Annotated in this window: 21 protein-coding genes; 20 read left to right on the plus strand and 1 reads right to left on the minus strand. The window is 61.5% G+C overall.

Features of this window, described 5'->3' with window-relative positions; genetic code table 11:
• The 17 genes from AAD027_RS18695 to AAD027_RS18770 all read left to right on the plus strand — a co-directional run.
• On the plus strand, window positions 1–1,552 hold a 1,552-nt coding region (locus AAD027_RS18695), incomplete at its 5' end, for a type VI secretion system Vgr family protein (protein WP_341727552.1).
• Window positions 1,549–3,183 (plus strand): hypothetical protein, encoded by a 1,635-nt coding sequence (locus tag AAD027_RS18700; protein WP_341727553.1) that lies wholly within the window; start codon window positions 1,549–1,551, stop codon window positions 3,181–3,183. The genes AAD027_RS18695 and AAD027_RS18700, both read left to right, overlap by 4 nt.
• Before the next feature lie 5 nt (window positions 3,184–3,188).
• Window positions 3,189–4,328, plus strand: a complete 1,140-nt coding sequence (locus tag AAD027_RS18705; protein WP_341727554.1) for a hypothetical protein — start codon at window positions 3,189–3,191, stop codon at window positions 4,326–4,328.
• Window positions 4,325–5,464 (plus strand): hypothetical protein, encoded by a 1,140-nt coding sequence (locus AAD027_RS18710; RefSeq protein ID WP_341727555.1) that lies wholly within the window; start codon window positions 4,325–4,327, stop codon window positions 5,462–5,464. The genes AAD027_RS18705 and AAD027_RS18710 overlap by 4 nt, the downstream gene beginning before the upstream one ends.
• 38 nt (window positions 5,465–5,502) lie before the next feature.
• On the plus strand, window positions 5,503–6,663 hold the full coding sequence (locus tag AAD027_RS18715; protein WP_341727556.1) for a hypothetical protein: 1,161 nt from the start codon (window positions 5,503–5,505) through the stop codon (window positions 6,661–6,663).
• An 88-nt stretch (window positions 6,664–6,751) separates the two neighbouring features.
• Window positions 6,752–7,879 (plus strand): hypothetical protein, encoded by a 1,128-nt coding sequence (locus tag AAD027_RS18720; RefSeq protein ID WP_341727557.1) that lies wholly within the window; start codon window positions 6,752–6,754, stop codon window positions 7,877–7,879.
• A 4-nt stretch (window positions 7,880–7,883) separates the two neighbouring features.
• Window positions 7,884–8,138 carry a hypothetical protein gene (locus AAD027_RS18725; protein WP_341727558.1) on the plus strand — a complete coding sequence of 85 codons (255 nt, stop codon included), beginning with the start codon at window positions 7,884–7,886 and terminating at the stop codon, window positions 8,136–8,138.
• An 11-nt stretch (window positions 8,139–8,149) separates the two neighbouring features.
• Window positions 8,150–11,863, plus strand: a complete 3,714-nt coding sequence (tssM, locus tag AAD027_RS18730; RefSeq protein WP_341727559.1) for a type VI secretion system membrane subunit TssM — start codon at window positions 8,150–8,152, stop codon at window positions 11,861–11,863.
• Window positions 11,864–11,899: 36 nt separating this feature from the next.
• Complete coding sequence (locus tag AAD027_RS18735; protein WP_341727560.1) at window positions 11,900–12,793, plus strand: PAAR domain-containing protein; 894 nt, start codon at window positions 11,900–11,902, stop codon at window positions 12,791–12,793.
• Between the two features lie 6 nt (window positions 12,794–12,799).
• Complete coding sequence (locus AAD027_RS18740; RefSeq protein ID WP_341727561.1) at window positions 12,800–13,120, plus strand: hypothetical protein; 321 nt, start codon at window positions 12,800–12,802, stop codon at window positions 13,118–13,120.
• 16 nt (window positions 13,121–13,136) lie between these two features.
• Window positions 13,137–13,667, plus strand: coding sequence for a hypothetical protein (locus AAD027_RS18745; RefSeq protein ID WP_341727562.1), 531 nt, complete (start codon window positions 13,137–13,139; stop codon window positions 13,665–13,667).
• Window positions 13,668–13,822: 155 nt separating this feature from the next.
• Window positions 13,823–14,128 carry a hypothetical protein gene (locus AAD027_RS18750; protein ID WP_341727563.1) on the plus strand — a complete coding sequence of 102 codons (306 nt, stop codon included), beginning with the start codon at window positions 13,823–13,825 and terminating at the stop codon, window positions 14,126–14,128.
• Window positions 14,128–14,319, plus strand: a complete 192-nt coding sequence (locus AAD027_RS19100; RefSeq protein WP_486660061.1) for a hypothetical protein — start codon at window positions 14,128–14,130, stop codon at window positions 14,317–14,319. The genes AAD027_RS18750 and AAD027_RS19100 overlap by 1 nt, the downstream gene beginning before the upstream one ends.
• Before the next feature lies 1 nt (window position 14,320).
• Window positions 14,321–14,731, plus strand: coding sequence for a hypothetical protein (locus AAD027_RS18755; RefSeq protein ID WP_425605494.1), 411 nt, complete (start codon window positions 14,321–14,323; stop codon window positions 14,729–14,731).
• Between the two features lie 157 nt (window positions 14,732–14,888).
• Window positions 14,889–15,704 (plus strand): type IV toxin-antitoxin system AbiEi family antitoxin domain-containing protein, encoded by an 816-nt coding sequence (locus tag AAD027_RS18760; RefSeq protein ID WP_341727564.1) that lies wholly within the window; start codon window positions 14,889–14,891, stop codon window positions 15,702–15,704.
• Window positions 15,701–16,549 (plus strand): nucleotidyl transferase AbiEii/AbiGii toxin family protein, encoded by an 849-nt coding sequence (locus AAD027_RS18765; protein WP_341727565.1) that lies wholly within the window; start codon window positions 15,701–15,703, stop codon window positions 16,547–16,549. Before AAD027_RS18760 ends, AAD027_RS18765 begins: the two co-directional genes overlap by 4 nt.
• A gap of 112 nt (window positions 16,550–16,661) precedes the next feature.
• Window positions 16,662–17,357: a hypothetical protein gene (locus tag AAD027_RS18770; protein WP_341727566.1), complete on the plus strand. Its 696-nt coding sequence runs from the start codon at window positions 16,662–16,664 to the stop codon at window positions 17,355–17,357.
• 127 nt (window positions 17,358–17,484) lie between these two features.
• Here the strand turns inward: AAD027_RS18770 and AAD027_RS18775 are convergent, their stop codons facing one another.
• A complete protein-coding gene (locus AAD027_RS18775) occupies window positions 17,485–17,670 on the minus strand; it encodes a hypothetical protein (RefSeq protein ID WP_341727571.1) in 186 nt (61 codons plus the stop codon).
• Window positions 17,671–17,685: 15 nt separating this feature from the next.
• On the opposite strand from AAD027_RS18775, the gene AAD027_RS18780 reads away from it, so the two are divergent.
• The 3 genes from AAD027_RS18780 to AAD027_RS18790 all read left to right on the plus strand — a co-directional run.
• Complete coding sequence (locus tag AAD027_RS18780) at window positions 17,686–18,204, plus strand: Hcp family type VI secretion system effector (protein WP_341727570.1); 519 nt, start codon at window positions 17,686–17,688, stop codon at window positions 18,202–18,204.
• A gap of 73 nt (window positions 18,205–18,277) precedes the next feature.
• Entirely contained in the window at window positions 18,278–18,538 is a 261-nt protein-coding gene (locus AAD027_RS18785; protein ID WP_341727567.1) for a PAAR domain-containing protein, read from the plus strand.
• A 29-nt stretch (window positions 18,539–18,567) separates the two neighbouring features.
• On the plus strand, window positions 18,568–19,955 hold a 1,388-nt coding region (locus AAD027_RS18790), incomplete at its 3' end, for a type VI secretion system Vgr family protein (RefSeq protein ID WP_341727568.1).

The raw sequence follows: 19,955 nt of genomic DNA on the forward strand, positions 1-19,955 counted from the left end.
CTACGAACACTACGACGCGCCGGGCCGCTACAAGGTCGACGAAGCCGGCAAGCCCTTCACCCAGACCCGATTGCAGGCCCTGCGCCATGACGCCGGCCAGGCCGAGATGGAAGGCGACGACGCGCGGCTGTGGCCGGGCCTGGCCTTCGCGCTGGCCGATGCGCCCAGCGCAGCGCCGAACCACGACTGGCGCGTGGTGGCGATGGTTCACCAGGGCGAGCAGTCCAGCAGCCAGGAAGAAGACGGGTTCGGCGCCGAGCGGGGCAGCCGCTACGCCTACACCGCGCAGGCCGTGCCCGCCTCGTTCGACTGGAAGCCGGCGCCGAGCCCGCGCCCGGTGATGGACGGCCCGCAGATGGCCCACGTGGTGGGCCCGCCGGGCGAAGAGATCCACGTGGACGAACACGGGCGGGTGAGGGTGTGGTTCCCGTGGGATCGCGAAGGCCCGCGCGAGAACAGCACCTGCTGGATACGGGTCAGCCAGGGCTGGGCGGGGGCGGGCTATGGCATGCAGGTGTTGCCGCGCATCGGGCACGAAGTGCTGGTGAGCTTCCTGGAGGGCGACCCGGACCAGCCCATCGTGACCGGTCGGGCCTACCACGCGGCCAACCGTCCGCCGTATGCGCTGCCGCTGCACAAGACGCGCAGCACGTGGAAGAGCCAGACGCACAAGGGCGAGGGCTCCAACGAAATCCGCTACGAGGACGAGGCGGGGCGGGAAGAAATCTACGTGCACGCCCAGCGCGACCAGAACAACGTGGTGGAGCACGACGAGACCACGCGGGTGGGCAACGACCGCACCGAAGAGGTGGGCCACGACGAGACCATCACCATCGGCAACGACCGTCGCGAGCAGGTGGCGCGGGACGAGACGCTGGGGGTGGGCCAGGATCGGTCGGAGCGCATCGGCCGGGATCACACGCTGGCGATCACGGGCACGCGGCGGCAGACGGTGGGCGAGGATCTGATCGAAGAGGTGGGCAACCAACGCCAGGAGACGACCAAGGCCAGCCGCACGGTGACCACGGGCGGGCACTACCGCCACCGGGTGGAGGGCCGGCACGACATCGAGGCCGGCGAACGCATCACCGAACGCACGCGGACATACACCCTGGGGGCAGCCGACAAGGCGGTGCTGCGTGGGCCGGGCGGCACCCTCACCCTCGACAGCAAGGGCGTCACTTTGGAGGGCACCCTGATCAAGTTCAAGGGCCCCGTCAAGTTCAGCGGGCAGGGCACGGGCAATGCCTTCTCCATCAACAGCGTGCCGAACCTTGGGGATGTGCTGGACCCCAAGCGTTGGATTGGGCTGCACTACCTCGACCCGGAAAGCGGCGAAGCCATTGGCGGCGCCGAGTACGAGATCCATTTCAAGGACGGGGAGGTCATCTCGGGAACGCTGGATGACGAAGGCAAGGCGCATCACGACAACGTGGAGAGCGCCCTGGTCGACAAGGTCATCTACAAGCCGCGCGAAGGCGAGAAGGAGCCGCCTGTGCCACCTCTCGAGGAAGTACTCGTGCAGGACGATTCGCGGGGGTTCGCGCCATGAGTGTTCCCAATCCGTCTTTCCCCAACAAGGCCGAACCCGTCACCCTGGCGCAGTTGCGGGAAGCGCTCGCCTTCATGACGGAGCAGTACGACAAGGCGCGCGACGCCACCAGCAACGTGTTCGTCTGGTTGTGGGAAGCGCTGCAGGGTGATTTCAACGAGAACCGCACCACCGGGCAGGTGGTGTTCGATACCGCGATATCGATGATTCCCGGCGTGGATCAGGTGTGCGATGTCCGCGACATCATTGCCAACTGCAAACAGATCAACGAGGACAAGAGCAACACCTGGGCCTGGGTGGCGCTGGGGCTGACGCTGATCGGCCTGTTCCCGTCGCTGGGCTCGCTGGTCAAGGGCGTGCTGAAGATATTCTTCCTGTTCGTGCGCCGTGCCGGTGGCAATCACGTGGTGAAGGCCGTGGATGAGGCGATGACCTGGGTCATCACCTACCTGCGTCGGCGGGATGTGCAGAAGTACTGGAAGGGCCTGAAGTGGGATCACGTCTTCGGCGAACTGAGCAAGCTGGTCAAGTCGATCCGGGCCGAAGTCAATCTGTCGCGCTTGCTCAAGGCTTTTGACCGCGGCATCTCGCTGATGAAAAGCCTGCTGGGCAAGGTGGAAGGCATCCCCTACATCGGCGCGCGCGCAAAGGAAGTAATCGATCTGGTGGTGGGCATACGCCGATCTGCTGATAAGTACCTGAAGGACGCGCTGGAGCCATTGCAGAACGCGCTGGACGCCATCATCAAGCGTCTGGAGTGGGAGGATCTGGTGCAGCGCCGGGCCATCGTGAACGTGCGTAACGTGCACTACCGTGGCACCTTACCGGAAATGCGGGCCATCACGTTGATGCGGGAGGCCAAGCCGCCGCCGAAGTGGTTGAGCAAGGGGAGTCCGAAATATCCACCCTTGAAGCCGAACAATAAAGATGTCCAGCGGACTCTTGCAACCGGCAAAGCCAAAGGCTGTCTGGAACTAAAACCCAAGGAAATCGCAAGCTTCGCACAAGGCATGCGCGCGGAGGTATTGCAGGGCCCCATGCGACTGTATCGCGTGGTGAGTCCCGGCAACATGGCTGCCAGCAAGGACTGGATGAGCGAGGAGGTGTTCAACCGGTTGATGAAGGACGCCGACCCCAAGGCGGCCTGGCGCCGCCACCTGGCGGTATGGCCGGACTGGAATCCCAACGGCCAGTTCGTGGTCTACGAATTGAAGGCGGGGGAGACGCTTCCAGTGTGGCGGGGGCCGGCGTCCTCGCAAGTCAAAGACCCCGGGCGCGGGCTGGACGACTATTTTCTTGAAGGCGGCTGGGAGCAGATCAAGTTCGATGCGGGCCAACTGCGAAAAGCTGATGGCAAAGCGTATGGCAACGCCATGGACGACATGCCCTTTGTCAAGATGGATCGCCGTACTGGCACGCCCTTGTCCGAAGAAATCAGCTATGCCGAGTACGAGGCTTTGCCAAAATCAGAAAAACCGAAATACGAACCCATGCGCAAAAAAATTCGCCAACCCCGCATCAGTGGCCCCTTTGACACGGGCTGGGGCATGACCGACTTTGATGCACAGTTGACAGACGTCAAGCTCGGCTTGCCCGCCCTGCCTGGTCAAACTACCCGGATACAGAAGTGAATCCCATGAACCCATTCGACATCCCGGACGATCCCGCCGAACTGCATCCCCGTCGCAAGCGCCAGGCGGCTCTGCTGTATCACTTCGCTTCGCTGGACTACCTGAAAGGGTTGTTGCCGAAGATAGATGAACTGATCCAGTTTGCCGATGAACTGGTGGAACGACGCCAGCCGCTGGATTCACTGATGATGAGCAAGCGCTGGGGCGCACGCGATACCAGTGCGAACTGGGGTACTTATGCGTTCCCGGCCTTGGTGGATTTCAAGGAATCTACGCTGTGGGCTATCCAGCAGCGGGCGGTGGAACGGTATGGAATTACCGGCGCCAACCAGTGTGCCCGCATGCTGGGCGAGTACAGCATGCAATGGACGACGCCGGAGCAGGAAGCGGAATTCGAAGAGCGGGCAGAGGCGGTCTTTGGTTATGCGTACAGAATTGACGACGTTATGGAGCGCCCGGCCACATCGAATGACGGCACGTTTGATAGTGTGTGGAGCGACAACAAATCGCAGTTCCCGAAGCTCCCCAGGTTCCGCGTGCGCACCGACATCGAAGGCGAGACAGGCAGAGTCCCGCCACGCACGGGGGTTTACGTGCCGCAGGACGACCCATATGGGGCGCTCCAATTTGGTTGGACGGGCCATTCCACGGATCATGTTGATGGCTCGCCCTACTACGGCGGCAAGCTGGATGAAGTGCGCACCTTCAACGCACTGGGCCTGGAGGCGGCGCAGGCGGCGGGACAAGGGCGGATGTGGCTATGGGGTGACGGCCCGGGCCTGCTGAGGTTCGTGCAGCAACCAAAGTATCGGGAAGTGCTGAGGGATGTGGACGGCAGCGAGATAACGGATGAGGGTGGGGCGATCGCGGCTGTTGCTGGTGCTGCCTTTGTTGCCTGCCCCTGCAAGTGGTACTTCGTCGAAATGCTCAACGACGAGTTCGAGGATACGAACGAACCGCCGGAAGAGGTCACAGCACAACTCTTGCCAGGGATGCGTGCCGTCACCGGCACGCCTTGCCCGTATCCGGGCGTATGGGAATGCGACGAACTGCCGGTAGGGCCGCAGACCGTGGCCTACGGCGTGCCGATGCCGGCGGTACAGGGGAAGACCGTGACCTGGCGGTTGGTCAAGGCGGTGCAATGAACCCCTTCAACATCCCGGACGATCCTGCCGAACTGCATCCCCGTCGCAAGCGCCAGGCGGCGCTGCTGTATCGCTTCGCCTCGCTGGACTGCCTGAAAGGGTTGTTGCCGAAGATAGACGAGCTGATCCAGTTTGCCGATGAACTGGTGGAACGGCGCCAGCCGCTGGACTCGCGCATGATGAGCAAGCGCTGGGGCGCACGCGACACCAGCGCCAACTGGGGCACCTATGCGTTCCCGGCCCTGGTGGATTTCAAGGAATCCACCCTGTGGGATATCCAACAGCGTGCGGTGGAACTGTATGGGATCACGGGCGCCAACCAGTGTGCCCGCATGCTGAAGGAGTACAGCATGCTGTGGATGACGCCGGAACAGGAAGCAGAGTTCAATGAACGGGCGCAAGCGGTCTTCGGGTACGCGTACGAGATTGACGATGTTATGGAGCGTCCAGCCACCTCGAAAGACAGTACGTTTCGGAATGTGTGGAAGGCGCATAAGTCCAAGTTCCCGAAGCTCCCCAAGTTCCGTGTCCGCACCGACATCGAAGGCGAGACGGACAAGGTGCCGCCGCGCACAGGGGTTTACGTGCCGCAGGACGACCCCTATGGAGCATTGCAGTTTGGCTGGACGGGCCATTCCACGTCTGCCTCCGATGGCTCACGTTTCTACGGCGGCAAGTTGGATGAAGTGCTCACCTTCAACGAACTGGGCCTGGCGGCGGCCCAGGCGGCGGGACATGGGCGGATGTGGCTGTGGGACGACGGCCCGGGCTTGCTGAAATTCGTACAACAGCCCCAGTACCGGGACGTGCTGCGGGACTGGCAGGGAAATGAAATCACGGAAGAAAAGTGGGCTGTAGGGGCGGTTGCCCGTGATGCGTACGTTGCCCGCCCCTGCAAGTGGTATTTCGTCGAAATGCTCAACGACGAGTTCGAGGATACGAACGAACCGCCGGAAGAGGTCACGGCACAACGCTTGCCAGGGATGCGTGCCGTCACCGGCACGCCTTGCCCGTATCCGGGCGTATGGGAATGCGATGAACTGCCGGTAGGGCCGCAGACCGTGGCCTACGGCGTGCCGATGCCGGCGGTGCAGGGGAAGACCGTGACCTGGCGGTTGGTCAAGGCGGTGGAGTGAAGAAGGTCTGCCCACCTATTTGCTGCGAGAGTGAAGTCATGCCTCTACCTCCCATCGAAGGGATACTGAAAACGACATTCATTGCCGGCGTGTTGTCAATGAGCCTAGCGCCTGTGGCGGCGGCGCGTAGCGACACCATGCTGCCCAGCGTCGGAACGCAAGCGTCGGATCAGGAAGAAGTTGTTTCCTGCTACGTCTTTGTAAACAAACCCTTTGCGCGTGCCTATAGAAATCCAGGCGGAAAGGCGCAGCCTGAAGAGAGTGATCTCAAATACACCGGAGATGCGGTTCACGATTATCTTGCGCTCAACAAGCGCCAATGCGAGCAGTTCAAGGATGGGAAAGGCCGCTATTTTGCCGGTCGCTGGGCCTGGTACGCCAAGGCCGATTTCGTACTTAAGTCGCAACTGACGCCCATCGAACGCTGGACTACCAGTTATGTTTACGAAAAATCCGCCGATTCCAAAGGAGAAATTGCCCCGGATGCTATGACCAAGCAGGATATTGAGGAGGCGTATGCGGCGGGAGAGATTGAGGCATACAACAGTGACTCTTATCGCGGTCAGTTGACGCTCTTTTCCCCGGATGGATACTGGGTAGATGGGATATACAGTGCCAAGCTTTACTTGCTTCCAAGCGGAAGAGTAGTGGCTGCAAATGATAGTTTTCCAAATCCGTCAGCTTGGACAATTGGTGATATCTATGAAGATTTGAGGTGCAGCCAAACGAAGCCGCTGACCTGCGGCTATCGTGACCGTGGCTCCTATGGTTCGTACTCTGATGTCGCCCGCCTGCCGGAGGAACTGAAATCGGTAGTACAGGTTCGGGACGACAAGATCGTGATCACACGCCGCTTGAGCTATCGCTGGCCATTTAAGGTTCAGGATGTTGGGGACTGGGTGCGCTACGGATTGTTTGGTGAGTTTTCCGATCCGATGCGGCCCCTGGTCTATGCCCCCGGGGTGTTGTTCAAGCCTGATACCAAGCCGAACTGGCGCCATCGCTACCGTCCCAAGGACATGGTGCAGGAAGAACTGTGCGTAGCGAACTGCCCGGATCAATTGCCTTTCCAGCAGCCCCGGCCAAAGCCGGTTCCGCCACCGGCCCCACCGATCGAACAGACGGTTCAGCCCCCCGCTGAAAAGCCGGGCTTCTTTTCGCGCCTGTGGTCTGCGTTGCTGCGTTGGTTTGGCTTGTGAGGACACGACGATGATTTCGCATGCTGACAAACCAGCCGGCACAACCCCAATCCGCACAAGGCAGGGGAGGCCAAGAATGGGTGGAGTAGTGAAAGCCGCATGCATGGCTGGTGTGATGTCAATGAACCTCGTCCCCGTGGCGGCGGCGCGTAGCGACACCACGCTACCCAGCGCCGGCACGCAAGCGTCGGATCAGGAAGAAGTTGCTTCCTGCTACGTCTTTGTGAGTAAGGGCTCCGCACAGGCCTACCAGAATCCCGGTGACAAGGAGCAGCCGGAGGAGAAAGATCTAATTCGATACTCCGGATTATTGGTCACAAGCTACGTCACACTTGGCAAAAGCCGATGTGAGCAATTTATTCGTGGGCAAGATCGATATTTCAGGGGCGCCTATTCTCATCCTTTTGAAGGCCAGGTTCAGGTGTGGTTTGAAAAATCTGATTTCGTGCTGGAATCCCAACTTACGCCCATAGGTCGGTGGACAACGCGTTATGTCTACACCAAAAGCAGCGCAGAAGGGGCTGTTGACAGCGTTGGGGTAATGACGCAGCGGAACGTTGGACAGGCCTATTTTGAGAGGGATAGCGATGAGTACAGTCCTGAAGCATATCGAAGTGGAGTAGAGCTTTACTCTCCAGATGCGTATCGGGTTGAGCCCGAATCCAATCGTCGCTGGAAGTTGTATTTGCTAGCGAGCGATGTGGTTGTGGCCGTTGAGACAGAAAATAAACAGAGCGGACCTTTGGTGTTGGGTGAAGCTGGCCTATATGGAATTTTGCGGTGCAGCCGGACAGGCCCGCTGACCTGCGGCTACAAAGAAGGTTCGTACAGTCACGTCACTCGCCTGCCCAAGGAATTGAACTCGGCGGTGCAGGTGCGTGACGACAAAATCGTATTGACCCGAAGGCTAATCTATGAGTGGCCATTGATAGCTCAGGATTCAATCTGGTCTGAGTACAAAGTGTTTGGGGAGTTTTCAGACCCTGTGCGGCCGTTGGTCTACGCCCCTGGCGTGTTGTTCAAACCCGAAACCAAATCAAACTCGCTCAACCGCTACCGCCCTGAAGAGATGGTGCAAGAAGAATTGTGCGTAGCGGACTGCCCGGATCAACTGCCCTTCCAGCAGCCCCGGCCAAAGCCGGTTCAGCCCCCCGCTGAAAAGCCGGGCTTCTTTTCGCGCCTGTGGTCTGCGTTTCTGCGCTGGTTGGGCTTGTAAAGACATGGCAATGGTTCTGCGTGCCAACCTGATGAATGCCTTGAAGCGTCTCCCCTTGATGCAATGGGTGCCGTTGTGCGCGGCCGTCATCTGCTTCCTGGCATGGCCGACGCCGTTGGGCGTCGTGCTGGCAATCGGTGTGGGAATTGTTTGCGCGGGTCTGTTCCGCGGCATGGAGAGGCATCGGCGTGAAGACGGTCTTCCCGCACTAACGATCCAGCAAGTAGCAGAAAGAAAAGTCGAAAGGAAATTCATCTAGGAGTAAGTGGTATGTCGGTCAATCTGGGTTGGTTCAATCGCGGCCGTAGCCTGTGGCGCATGGTGACCCGTCACCTCAAGAGTTCGACGCCGGTGCTTCTGTTGCTGGCATTGGCTTTCGCGCTGGTGGCGATATGGTGGTTGGGGCCGCAATGGGAATGGAGGGGCGAGAAGCCGCTGGCGCCGCTGTCCATGCGCCTGGCGTTGAGCATCTTCCTGGTATTGATCCCCGTCGTGATCTGGGCCTGGGTGACGCGAAGCCGCTACCGCCGCCTGCAAGAGCAGCAGCTGCGCCAGGAGGCGGCTGAAACCGACCCGCTGCGCGTCTACGAGGAAGCGCAGGAGCGGGCGCTGGACATGTCGCTGGATCTGCTGCGGCAGAACCTGCACAGCCGTGACTATCTCTACAAGCTGCCTTGGTACGTCGTGCTGGGGCAGGAGAATTCCGGCAAGACCAGTTTCATCAATCGCTCCAACCAGAGCTTCGCGCTGACCAGCGTGAGCAAGGCCAGCAAGCGGCCTTCCCGCCAGGTCGAATCGCCGCTGAAGATCGACTGGTGGATCGGCAACGACGCGGTGCTGATCGATCCGGCCGGCGAACTCATCAGCCAGCAGGATGTGCAGCAACTGGCCGATGCCGGCAGCGAGGATGACTACCCGGCAGACTTTGAGGCCCAGTACAAGGGGATGGACACCTCTGGCAACGAGCAGGCGTACCAGCAGATTGCGCAGAATCCGGATTTGCCGCGCCGTTTGTGGACGCATTTCGTGGGCTGGCTGGGCCGCCATCGTGCGCGCCGCCCGCTCAACGGTGCCATCCTGATCGTGGACTTGTCCACGCTGCTGACCCAGAAGGCCAGTGACCGCAAGGCGCTGGCGGTGCTGATCCGCGCCCGCTTGCGCGAGTTGATGGAGCAACTGGGTACGCGCCTGCCCATCTACGTGGTGTTGAGCAAGTTCGACCTCGTGCGGGGTTTCGATACTTTCTTCGCCAGTCTGCCGCGTGCTGCGCGGGAGAACAGCCTGGGCTTCACCTGCACCCTGAGTTCGGTGGACGACTTCGATGCCTGGGCCGAGGAACTGAGCCAGCAGTACGACCGCTTCATCCAGAACCTCAACGAGCAGGTGTTCGATGCCATGGCCGCCAAGCCGGGCCTGGCCGAGCGGGAAGACATGTTCGTGTTCGTGCGCCAGCTTGCCGGCGTGAAGCCGGTGCTGTTGAGCTTCCTCGACGAGGTTTTCGAGAGCGACCGCTATTCGACCCCGGCGCTGGTGCGCGGCATGTATTTCTCGTCCGTCTACCAGCAGGGCGTGCCGGCCAACGCATTCGTCAATGCGGCCGCGCAGTCTTACGGCATGCCGCCGGCGGTGTCCGAGGCGCTGCCGGCCGGGCGCGCGGCGACGTACTTCACCGATCGGTTGTTCCAGAAGATCGTCTATCCGGAAGCCGGCCTGGCCGGCGACAACATCAGCGTGCTGCGCAGCAAGCGCCGGCTGATGTGGATCAGCACCGGCGTGGTGGCGCTGGGTTGCCTGGTGGTGATTGGCGGCTGGCAGTACCACTATGCCGTCAATCGCCAGAAAGCCTACGCCGTGCTGGACAAGAGCAAGGCGTTCATCGGCAAGCAGATCGACGAGCGTCTCGATCCGACCGGCCGCAACCTGCTGACCCCGCTGAACCAGATCCGCGATGCGGTGTCGGTGTTCGACGACTATCGCGCCGCCTGGCCGCTGGTATCGGGCATGGGCCTGTACCAAGGGCGAACCATCGGCCCCAAGGTGGACGCGGCCTACATGCGCCTGCTGGGCCAGCGCTTCCTGCCGCAACTGGGTATCGGTGTGATGGATCGCCTCAACGCGTCCGAGCCGGGCAGCGACGAGCGGCTGGCTGCGCTGCGCGTGTACCGGATGATCGAAGACCGTGAGAATCGCAGCCCTGCGATGGTGGAAAGCTGGATGGCGCGGGAGTGGAGGAGTGCGTTCCCCACCGATGGCCGAACCCAGGGCCAGCTCATGAACCACTTGAGCTATGCCATGAAGTACGTGGATGCCGACCTCCCGCAGTACCGCACGATGGTGGCCCAGGTGCAGACCGAACTGCGCCAGGTGCCGCTGCCGCAGCGCGTATACGCCACGATGAAACGCGATTCCGCCACCGTGCTGCCTGCCTCGCTGGATTTGCGCAGCGAGATCGGGCCGGTCTTCGACATCCTCTATCGACAGCCCGATCTGCCGGTCACGCAGGCGGGCGCCGTCCCGGCCAATCCGCTGATCATCGACCGGGTGCTGACCGACAAGGGCTTCAAGGACTACTTTGCGGTCAACAGCAAGGACATGACCCGGCTGGCGTTGATCGACCAGTGGACGTTGGGCTACCGGACGGACTTGAAGTATTCCGATGAAGACAGGAAACAGTTGACCGCGCAGATTCGCGACCTCTACACCGCCGACTACATCGCTACCTGGAGGCAGGGCCTGAACAGCCTGAACGTCACCGAGTTCCGCGATGTCGATCATGCGGCGCTGGTGCTGGAAAGCACCATCGGCGCATCGCAGCCGTTGCGGCGCCTGCTCGATACCGTGCGCCGCAACACCAGCATCTACCAGCCGCTCACCGTGGGCGGCGCCGAAGCGGTGGCCGAGGCAGAGAAAAAATTGACCGAAGACCCGGATTGGCTGCAAGCCAAGCGCATCGAACGCGAGTTCGCGCCCCTGTCCGGCCTGCTGGTGGCGCAGGGCGAACAGCCGGCCTACCTGGACGAGACCAACAAGGCCATGGTCGCGCTGTACGACTACGTGAAGGCCGTGCAGAACAGCCCTGACCGTGGCCAGGCCGCGCTCAATGCGATGGTCGGTCATTTCAAGCTGGAGGGCACCGATCCCATCTTCACCTTGAAGCGCATGTCCAATGGCCTGCCCGAACCCCTCAACCGCCAGGTCGGCACGATCGCCGACGAAAGCGCGAAGGTGCTGATGATCGAAGCCCTGCGCGAACTTGAAAAGCGCTGGGATCACGAGGTCTACGGCTTTTACCGCGAGCGATTGGCGGGCCGCTATCCGCTCAACCCGGCCAGCAGCCAGAACGTCGCGCTGGAGGATTTCGAGGCCTTCTTCGGGCCGCAAGGGCGCTTGCAGGAGTTCTACGGCAAGTACCTGAAGCTGTTCTTCGAGGACAACTACCAGGCTCTGTATTCGGAAAGCCGGGGCGAGTATCTGGTCAATCCCCAGGTACAGCAGCAACTCAAGGCGGCGCAGCAAATCCGCGAGGCGTTCTTCGACAATCGCGGCGCGCTGGCATTGCAGTTCAACGTGGAGCCCTTGGCGTTGTCGGCCGACCAGCTCAACAGCGTGCTCAATGTCGACGGCCAGCTGGTGTCCTACGGCCATGGTTCGCATACCCCCATCGGCCTGATCTGGCCCAACACATTGCGCGAGGGCGTGGAGAGCAAGGTGACGCTGGTCAACACGGGCGGCAATACCCGGGCCTTGCGCTTCCAGGGGCCGTGGGCATGGTTCCGCCTGTTGAGCCAGGCCCAGCTCAATGGCACCACCGCCAGCAGCGTAGACCTGAGCTTCAAGGCGGGCGAGGGCAGCGTGCGCTACCGCATCACCGCCGACAAGCCGGTGAACCCGTTCACCCAGCGCATCTTCAACGGCTTCGTGTTGCCGCGGAGCCTGCTGCGCAGCGGATCGGAAACGGTGGCGTCGGAAACGGCCAGCGAGTAGGTATCTCTGCCGGAATCTTACATACAAGGAGATTGCATGAAACGAGGTTACATACGCTTGGGCGACCCCACCACGGGCGGCGGCATCGTCGTCAGCGCCGGGGGCTATCCCGTGAACGGCAAGCCCTTGGCCTTGGTAAGCGACGAGGCCACCTGTCCCAAGCACAAGGGCAGCTTCAAGATACAGGACGGCGATCCGGAGCGTACGCACGAAGGCCGATCCATGGCTTGGCAGGGTTCCCGGCTCGCTTGCGGCTGCCAACTGATCTCGACCTGCGCCGACTACTTCGCCTACGTCGGTCCTGCGCCAAGCCAGGCGCACGAAAGCAACGCGCTCGCGATGATGCTGGGCGAGATCGCGCCCGGCGCTGCCAGCGACGAGCAACTGCGGTTTGTCTCCGCCGCCAATGGCGCGCCGTTGGCACAAACCCGCTATGAGCTGGCACTGGGCGATGGCCGCATCGTCACCGGCATCACCGACGACGATGGCAACACCCAGCGCGTGGTCACGGTCACGCCAACGCCGATTACGCAGGCGACGTTCCATCCGCCCGAACCGCCGCAACTCTGCTGCGCCAGAACGCTGGACGATGATGGGGAGAAGGCGATTGCGGTACGGCTCGACAGCATCTCGACGCACATCGCGGGGCTTGGGATCTCGCAAGCCATCGTGCGGATGGAAGATCGGGGGAGAGCGCTCACGGAAGGCGAGATCGCCATGGCAAGCGATGTGTTCAAGGATGCTGTCGACTACAGCAAAGTCAAAGTGCATGGCACGCCATATCTTCCGTTCGGGGCGCAGCCGGACAACACGGCAATGACGCCCAATGGCGAGATGTATTTCAATCCTGATTGGTTCAAGGACGATTTTTCGGTTCAGAGACCTGCGCAAAAGCACTGGTTCATCCACGAGATGGTGCATGTCTGGTAGTTCCAGATGGGCTACCCCGTTCGCACGGCGGGGACAGCGCTGCATGCCAGGGGAAATCTGGACTGGAACGGCTATGACCCGTATGCGTACACGCTCGAATCCCGTCGCCCGCTGAGCAGCTTCAACATGGAACAGCAGGGAGACATCATTGCGGATTACTTCGCGATCGATACAGGTCTGGTTGAGCGCGCCGGCAGTGAAATGTTATCCGCAAGCGGAAGGAAAGTGAATGACAGGAGAAAATTCTATGAAGTATTGCGGGAGTTCCGGCGCAACCCGAAAGACAAGGCGCTCTTGCCAAGCGGCATCACGGACCACCTTTTTTAGGCGATATGGGGTCGCATTGATCTGTCTCGGCGGCCTGGTTGTAACCAATGCCAACGCAATATCGCAGGGCACAAACGGCGACGTGATCGTGGAAGAGCGTGATGGCAACATTTGCTTCCGCATTGAATCCTACACCGAATGGAAACCCAGTATGTTTCCCCGGCGCCTCAAGCGCTTTGATGTTGATGCTGGTAACGTCGTGATCCGTGAAATTTATGTCTTTCAAAGGTCCGGCTCAACGAGATCGTGGGTTGCGGTCGCCAAGCAGCAAGGCGTCGCCGTCAAGAGCCGCGATGCACTTTGTTACGGCGCCACGCCGACCGGCTTTGTCGACGAAATGAGGCCGCTACCGCTCCAGCCTACAGAGTATACGGTCGACCTTGGTGGTATAGACATTGAGACCGACATAAAGATTAGTGTAATGCGCAATTTCTGTCTGGTTCAAGATCAAGAGCAGTTGCGATTGGCCTGTGTTCCTCAACCCGATACGCCATCGCCCGCCATGCAATGGCTGCGGAGTAAGTGGAAGGCGTTATTCGGTGATTAACACGAATTCGGCTCTCAAGCCAAGGGAACTATGCTAGGAAGTCCTGCGGGAGTTCCGGCGCAACCCGAAAGACAAGGCGCTTTTTCCAAGCGGCATCACGTATCACCTTTTTTAGGCGATATGGGGTCGCATTGATCTGTCTCGGTGGCCTGGTCATGGCCAATGCCAACGCAACATCGCAGGGCTTGAATGGCAACGTCGTTGTAGAAGAGCGTGATGGCAAAATTTGCTTCCGCATTGAATCCTACACGGAGTGGAAACCCAGCATGTTTCTCCGGCGCCTCAAGCGCTTTGATGTTGATGCTGGTAACGTCGTGATCCGTCGAATTTATGTCTACCAAAGATCTGGTTCAACGAGATCGTGGGTTGCGGTCGCCAACATGCCAAAGAGTATGCAGAGCGGCAGAAATTCGCGGTTGAGAACATGCTTTCCCAAATCAAGGGAAAGAACGGAATCGTGATGTTCTCGGTGAAGGGGTGGTCTGACGCGACCGGGCACTTCACTTTGTGGGAAGGTGCCACGCAGAATCTGCTGTATGTTGGAGCGAATGCCAACGAAAAGAGTCCGCAGAGCCCTGAATACTATTTTTGGCTGGTTAAGCCGAGCTACGATGGAATTTTGAGACGACTTCCGTATCCTTCTGGGAGCTGAAATGAAAATTCGTGTTTATGCCAAGGTGTTGGGCTTGGGGTTTGCCCTCGTGGCTTTTTCGGCCGTTTCAAGCCCGGCGATGGCTGCCGCCCCCACTCTGGATAGAGAAGAAATCAAAGCCTACGCGCTGAAGTTGTGCCTTGACTTCAACTATGCCAAGTTGGATGGACAGGTTCCGAGTGCGAGCAAGGACAAGTCCTATCTTCTGCTTGAATACCAACTCGACGAAATCCGGCCACGGGCAAGAACCAAGCTTCATGCGTTCGTGACCTCACAGACAGCGAACTATGCGCTTGCGCAGGTGCCGATGAAGGATGAGGCGGGCCATGGCCCGTTCAACAAGATATTTTCCCAATGCATGGGTTTCTACCGCTCCAAAGCGTTAGAGGACTTCATTGCGCGGCAAAGGTGAATCCAGCAGGAGCGCAGGCAAAGGGAAACGCGATGTTTCTGCCTTGTCGGTGGGGGCCGTGGCTGCGGGGCTGGGAGGAGTGCTTGCGGCAGAGGCGTCATTCGTTTCGCGTTATGTGACGTTTAATGATACATTGCACGAAAGGAGTGCTGATTCTTTGACCGCGTCGAGTCCACTGTCCGCTGTGCTGGATGCCGCCGAGCGCGCTGGCAAGCTGAGCTTGCGCGCGGAGGACATTGCTTCGGCATTGCCCGGTGTCAGTTCCGAGGCGCTGCGCCAGGCTTTGCACCGGCAGCAGCGGCGCGGTCGGCTCGTGCGGCTGTCGCGGGGTTCGGATCACTGGCTGATCGTGCCCTTGCAATATGCAGCCTCCGGCGCGCCACCGGTGGAGGTCTGGCTGGATCGATACATGGCCAAGACCCTCGGCCTGCCGTACTACGTCGCTCTGTTGAGCGCCGCCGAAATCTACGGCGCTTCGCCCTATGCGGTGATGGTGACGCAGGTGATGGTGCCCGAACGCCGGCGACCGATCACGGTCGGCCGGCATGAAGTGGTGTTCCATACACGCGCACGGATAGAGCGCATGCCGATCCACTGGCACGACACACCGGACGGTCGATTCAAGGTCGCCACGCCGGAACTGACCGCGCTGGAACTGGTACAGCGCGAAACGCTGCTCGGCGGCATGGAACGGGTGCAGGCGGTCTTGCAGGCGCTGTGGGGTGCCTGCAAAGCGGATGGGCTCGCGCAGGCACTCGAGGCGCTGCAGGAAGTGCCCACCGCCCAGCGCCTGGGCGCCTTGCTGGCCCGTGACGGACAGAATGCCCTCGCGGCCCGGGTCGCACGCTGGCTGCGCGACAAGCCGATGCGCATCGTATCGCTCGAAAGCGGGCAGGCACACGTGTCACCCCATGATTTCGATGCCGCGTTCAAGGTGCGGCTACACCTCAACCGGCATACCGCCAATACATGATGCAGCAATCCCACCTGACCGCCTGGCAAACCTACGCACCCTGGCCCAGGCGGAGCCAACTCGAGCAGGATCTGCGGCTTTCGCGTGGTGTGGCGGCGATCTTCGTTGATCCGGTGCTGAGCGAGCACCTGGCGATGCGTGGCGGCACGGTGCTCCACAAGGCGCACCTGGCGCCAGCGGTGCGTTACTCGGAAGACATCGATCTGGTGCTCGTGAAGGCGATGGATACGATCACGCTGGATCGGCATCTGCGGCGGGTGTTGACGCCGGTGTTGGGTCAGCCGACCGACTCCCTGATCGCCGATGCGTGGCTGGCGATCCGCAACGTGCTTCAGCCCTCCAGGATTCTGCGCACGGCCTACCGGTTCGTGCCGCTGGGCCTGCGCCGCGAGGAAACCATCAAGGTCGAGGTCAACCTCAACGAGAGCGCCTCGCTCTATCCGCTGGTGAGCGTCGAACTGGACACCCTGGACGACGACGGCGATGCCGTCCGCGCTTCGGCACGCTCCTACGACATCAACGAGATGCTGGGCACCAAGACGCGGGCCTTGATGCAGCGCGAACAGGGCCGCGACCTCTACGATCTTTTTATGCCTGGCGGCTCAGCGAAGCCGGCAGCACGCCCTACCGCGTGGATGGCGCCAAGGCCATGGAAGCCTTCGCCTGGTATCTGGAGCAAGAAGGCACGCACCTGGGCGCCGGGGAAGCGAACGCGCTGCTGGATGCGCGCCTGCGCAAGGCGTCCTTCCGCCGGGACATGGACACGCTGCTGCGGCCTGATTTGCCGGCGTTCGATGTGGACGAAGGCGCTTCGGTCGTGCGAGAGGCGTACTTCAGGCATTTGAAACCGTAGTCAAATCACACGGCAAGGCCGTACACACGGAAGAAAACATAAGGGAGGACACTGTGTCGAGAAATGAAAACCAGCAAGGGGGAAGCCCCGGTACGGTAACGACAGTGCTCAATGCGCTGGAAAAAGCGTGGGAGTGGGAATGGGCGTTGCGGCTGATCGGCATCGTTTTGTTCATCGATGCGGCGATGGTTGTTCGCAGCCAGCACGGATTGTTGGATTGGCCATCGGGCAATGAAAGTATCCTGAACAGCCTCGGGCTGCTGCTCATCGCCATCGCGGGCTTCAGTGTGGCCGTTGCCATTGCCATGCCAGTGTTGTTCGAGATGTTCCGTCGGGCGATGTGGAGCATCCTGGCAGCGCTTCCGTCGTTCCCGTCTTCACGCGAACGCCACCAACAGCCGTACCAGCGTCCCTTGGGATGGGCGCCCGCCCGGAAGCTGCGTGATCGGGCGCTACGTGACAAGGATGAGTTCCTGCTGGATCTCTACAACAAGCATGAAAGTGGACGGCGCGAACGCGAACGGGAACGCGAGAGGATCGGTGACTTGACCGCGTCCGTGGTATTGCTTGCATCCATTGATGGGTGGGTCGGCTACAGGCTGGAAGCAGCCGATAGCGTGGTCTCGGCTGCTGTTGCATTCATGGGGATTTGGGTCGCTCCTGCCATTCTCCTGTTATCGACAAGTGTCTTCGCGTTGCTCAAGGCATCGTGGTTCTCTCTGTCGACCGCAGACGTCATCTATTACCCGCCGCTGGATGACGAACTGAGGAAGGTCGAACGCGAAGAGCGGCGGCTGTAGAGCAATCCCAAGCCTGGCCGAAGTCATCGCTCTTGTGCGATCTGCGTTTGCGGCGGGCAATCTGGCAACTTCTTGCCAAGTGCTGGCAAGAAGTTGCCAAGAAAATCCCTTGTAAATCAACGTCGCTTCAAAAAGCTGGCAAGTTCTTGCCAGCTTTTCCGGGCAATTGAACGCTGTGGATGCGCTCATTCACGGCAAAAGCCTTGCGGCACAAGGCTTTGCGGGACTTGGCACGACTCTTGGGTAGATGGCCTTGCCAAGCGCATTGGCCCTGCCGGGTGGAGCCTGGCACCAATCCTTCAATCCAAGCCATCAAGGAATCTCCGCAATGCCAACTCCCGCCTATATCTCCATCCAGGGCAAGACCCAGGGCAACATCACGCAGGGCGCGTTCACCGCCGATTCGGTCGGCAACACCTTCGTCGAAGGTCACGAGGACGAGATCCTGGTGCAGGAAGTCAAGCACGTGGTCAACGTGCCGACCGACCCGCAGTCGGGCCAGCCCTCGGGCCAGCGCGTGCACCGCCCCTTGAAGTTCACCACCGCGCTGAACAAGTCGGTGCCGCTGCTGTACAACGCACTGGCCTCCGGCGAGAGCCTGCCGACCGTTGAACTGAAGTGGTACCGCACCTCCATCGACGGCAAGCAGGAACACTTCTTCAGCACGCTGCTGGAAGACGCCACCATCGTGGACATCACCACCGAGCTGCCGCACGCGCAGGACGCCAGCAAGTCCGACTTCACCCAACTGATCGAGGTCAGCCTGGCCTACCGCAAGATCACCTGGGAACACACCGTGGCCGGCACCTCCGGTTCGGACGACTGGCGCGCACCGCTGGAAGCGTAAGCCCCCGCTGCGTTTCGCGGACGCCGCTGTTTTGCGGCGTCCGCTTCGTCTTTCGCTGTCTTGAGCGTCCGCCATGAAACCCATCGTACTGATCGGCCATCGCCATGTGTGTCCACTGCATGGCCCCAACACCGTCGTTGTCTCGGGCGCGCCCGGCGCCGATTTTGGCGGTCGCGCGGTGGCCCGCGTCGGGGACAAGACCAGTTGCGGCGCCACGATCATCAGTGGTGCCGGCAGCGCATCCATAGGCGGTCAGGCGATCGCCCGTGTCGGTGATCGTACCGACCACGGAGGCACGCTGGTGGAAGGCGAAGCGGGCATTTTGCTGGACTGACACAAGAACTCGTTTCAAAGGAATTTCCCGTGCCCACGCAATCCGATTACCGCTTTGATTTCGAGATCACCGAAGGGCCGTCCTTCGAGGTGGTTCGGTTCGGGTTGAGCGAGGGCCTGTCCACGCCGTTCCGTCTGGAACTGGAGCTGGCCAGCGGCCAGTCGTCGATGGACTTCGACGCGCTGCTGGACGTGGCGGCGACCTTCACGCTGAGCCGCAGCGGCGTGGCCGTGCGCCGGGTGCACGGCATCGTCACCGCGTTCGAGCAGGGCGCCAGCGGCTTCCGCCGCACGCGCTACCGCGCGGTGGTGGAACCTGAACTGGTGCGGCTGGGCCTGCGCCACAACAGCCGCATCTTCCAGCGCCAGGCCGTGCCCGCGATCCTGAAGACCCTGCTGGACGAACAGCGCGTGCAGGGCCGCTTCGAGACCGCGCAGGAGCACCTGGAACGCGAGTACTGCGTGCAACACCGGGAATACGACCAGACCTTCCTGCAGCGGCTGGCCGGTGAAGAAGGCTTGGCCTACTACTTCGACGCCGCGGCGCAGTCGCAGCTGGTGCTGACCGATGCGTTGCCCGCCGGCCCGCGCCTGCCGGGCGCGGGCGAAGACACCGGCACGGTGATCTACCAGCCCAACCCCGGCGGCGATGCGGCCGGCCCGCGCCTGTGGCGCTTCGCCTACCGGCGGCAACTGGCCCCCACCCGCGCCACCGGGCGCGACTACACCTTCAGGAACCCGCGCTACGACCTGCAGCACCAGGCGCAGGCCAGCGGCGAGGGCGTCGTGGGCGACTACGAACACTACGACGCCCCCGGCCGTTACAAGGTCGACGAAGCCGGCAAGCCGTTCACCCGGACGCGGTTGCAGGCCCTGCGCCATGACGCCGGGCAGGCCGAGATGGAAGGCGACGACGCGCGGCTGTGGCCGGGCCTGGCCTTCGCGCTGGCCGATGCGCCCGGCGCGGCGCCGAACCACGACTGGCGCGTGGTGGCGATGCTCCACCAGGGCGAGCAGTCCAGCAGCCAGGAAGAAGACGGGTTCGGCGCCGAGCGGGGCAGCCGCTACGCCTACACCGCGCAGGCCGTGCCCGCGTCGTTCGACTGGAAGCCGGCGCCGAGCCCGCGCCCGGTGATGGACGGCCCGCAGATGGCCCACGTGGTAGGCCCGCCGGGCGAAGAAATCCACGTGGACGAACACGGGCGGGTGATGGTGTGGTTCCCGTGGGATCGCGAAGGCCCGCGCGAGAACAGCACCTGCTGGATACGGGTCAGCCAGGGCTGGGCGGGGGCGAGCTACGGGATGCAGGTGCTGCCGCGCATCGGGCACGAAGTGCTGGTGAGCTTCCTGGAGGGCGACCCGGACCAGCCCATCGTGACCGGTCGGGCCTACCACGCGGCCAACCGTCCGCCGTATGC

It is taken from the genome of Pseudoxanthomonas putridarboris, assembly GCF_038321125.1.
In the GTDB taxonomy this organism is placed as follows: Bacteria; Pseudomonadota; Gammaproteobacteria; order Xanthomonadales; family Xanthomonadaceae; genus Pseudoxanthomonas_A; species Pseudoxanthomonas_A putridarboris.

What these genes read in the sequence shown, in the direction of transcription:
- AAD027_RS18700 (WP_341727553.1), top strand. Translation starts at nt 1,549, where the DNA reads ATGAGTGTTCCCAATCCGTCTTTCCCCAACAAGGCCGAACCCGTCACC.
- AAD027_RS18705 (WP_341727554.1), top strand. Translation starts at nt 3,189, where the DNA reads ATGAACCCATTCGACATCCCGGACGATCCCGCCGAACTGCATCCCCGT.
- AAD027_RS18710 (WP_341727555.1), top strand. Translation starts at nt 4,325, where the DNA reads ATGAACCCCTTCAACATCCCGGACGATCCTGCCGAACTGCATCCCCGT.
- AAD027_RS18715 (WP_341727556.1), top strand. Translation starts at nt 5,503, where the DNA reads ATGCCTCTACCTCCCATCGAAGGGATACTGAAAACGACATTCATTGCC.
- AAD027_RS18725 (WP_341727558.1), top strand. Translation starts at nt 7,884, where the DNA reads ATGGCAATGGTTCTGCGTGCCAACCTGATGAATGCCTTGAAGCGTCTC.
- tssM (WP_341727559.1), top strand. Translation starts at nt 8,150, where the DNA reads ATGTCGGTCAATCTGGGTTGGTTCAATCGCGGCCGTAGCCTGTGGCGC.
- AAD027_RS18735 (WP_341727560.1), top strand. Translation starts at nt 11,900, where the DNA reads ATGAAACGAGGTTACATACGCTTGGGCGACCCCACCACGGGCGGCGGC.
- AAD027_RS18740 (WP_341727561.1), top strand. Translation starts at nt 12,800, where the DNA reads ATGGGCTACCCCGTTCGCACGGCGGGGACAGCGCTGCATGCCAGGGGA.
- AAD027_RS18750 (WP_341727563.1), top strand. Translation starts at nt 13,823, where the DNA reads ATGGCCAATGCCAACGCAACATCGCAGGGCTTGAATGGCAACGTCGTT.
- AAD027_RS19100 (WP_486660061.1), top strand. Translation starts at nt 14,128, where the DNA reads ATGTTCTCGGTGAAGGGGTGGTCTGACGCGACCGGGCACTTCACTTTG.
- AAD027_RS18755 (WP_425605494.1), top strand. Translation starts at nt 14,321, where the DNA reads ATGAAAATTCGTGTTTATGCCAAGGTGTTGGGCTTGGGGTTTGCCCTC.
- AAD027_RS18765 (WP_341727565.1), top strand. Translation starts at nt 15,701, where the DNA reads ATGATGCAGCAATCCCACCTGACCGCCTGGCAAACCTACGCACCCTGG.
- AAD027_RS18775 (WP_341727571.1), bottom strand. Translation starts at nt 17,670, where the DNA reads ATGGCTTGGATTGAAGGATTGGTGCCAGGCTCCACCCGGCAGGGCCAA.
- AAD027_RS18780 (WP_341727570.1), top strand. Translation starts at nt 17,686, where the DNA reads ATGCCAACTCCCGCCTATATCTCCATCCAGGGCAAGACCCAGGGCAAC.
- AAD027_RS18785 (WP_341727567.1), top strand. Translation starts at nt 18,278, where the DNA reads ATGAAACCCATCGTACTGATCGGCCATCGCCATGTGTGTCCACTGCAT.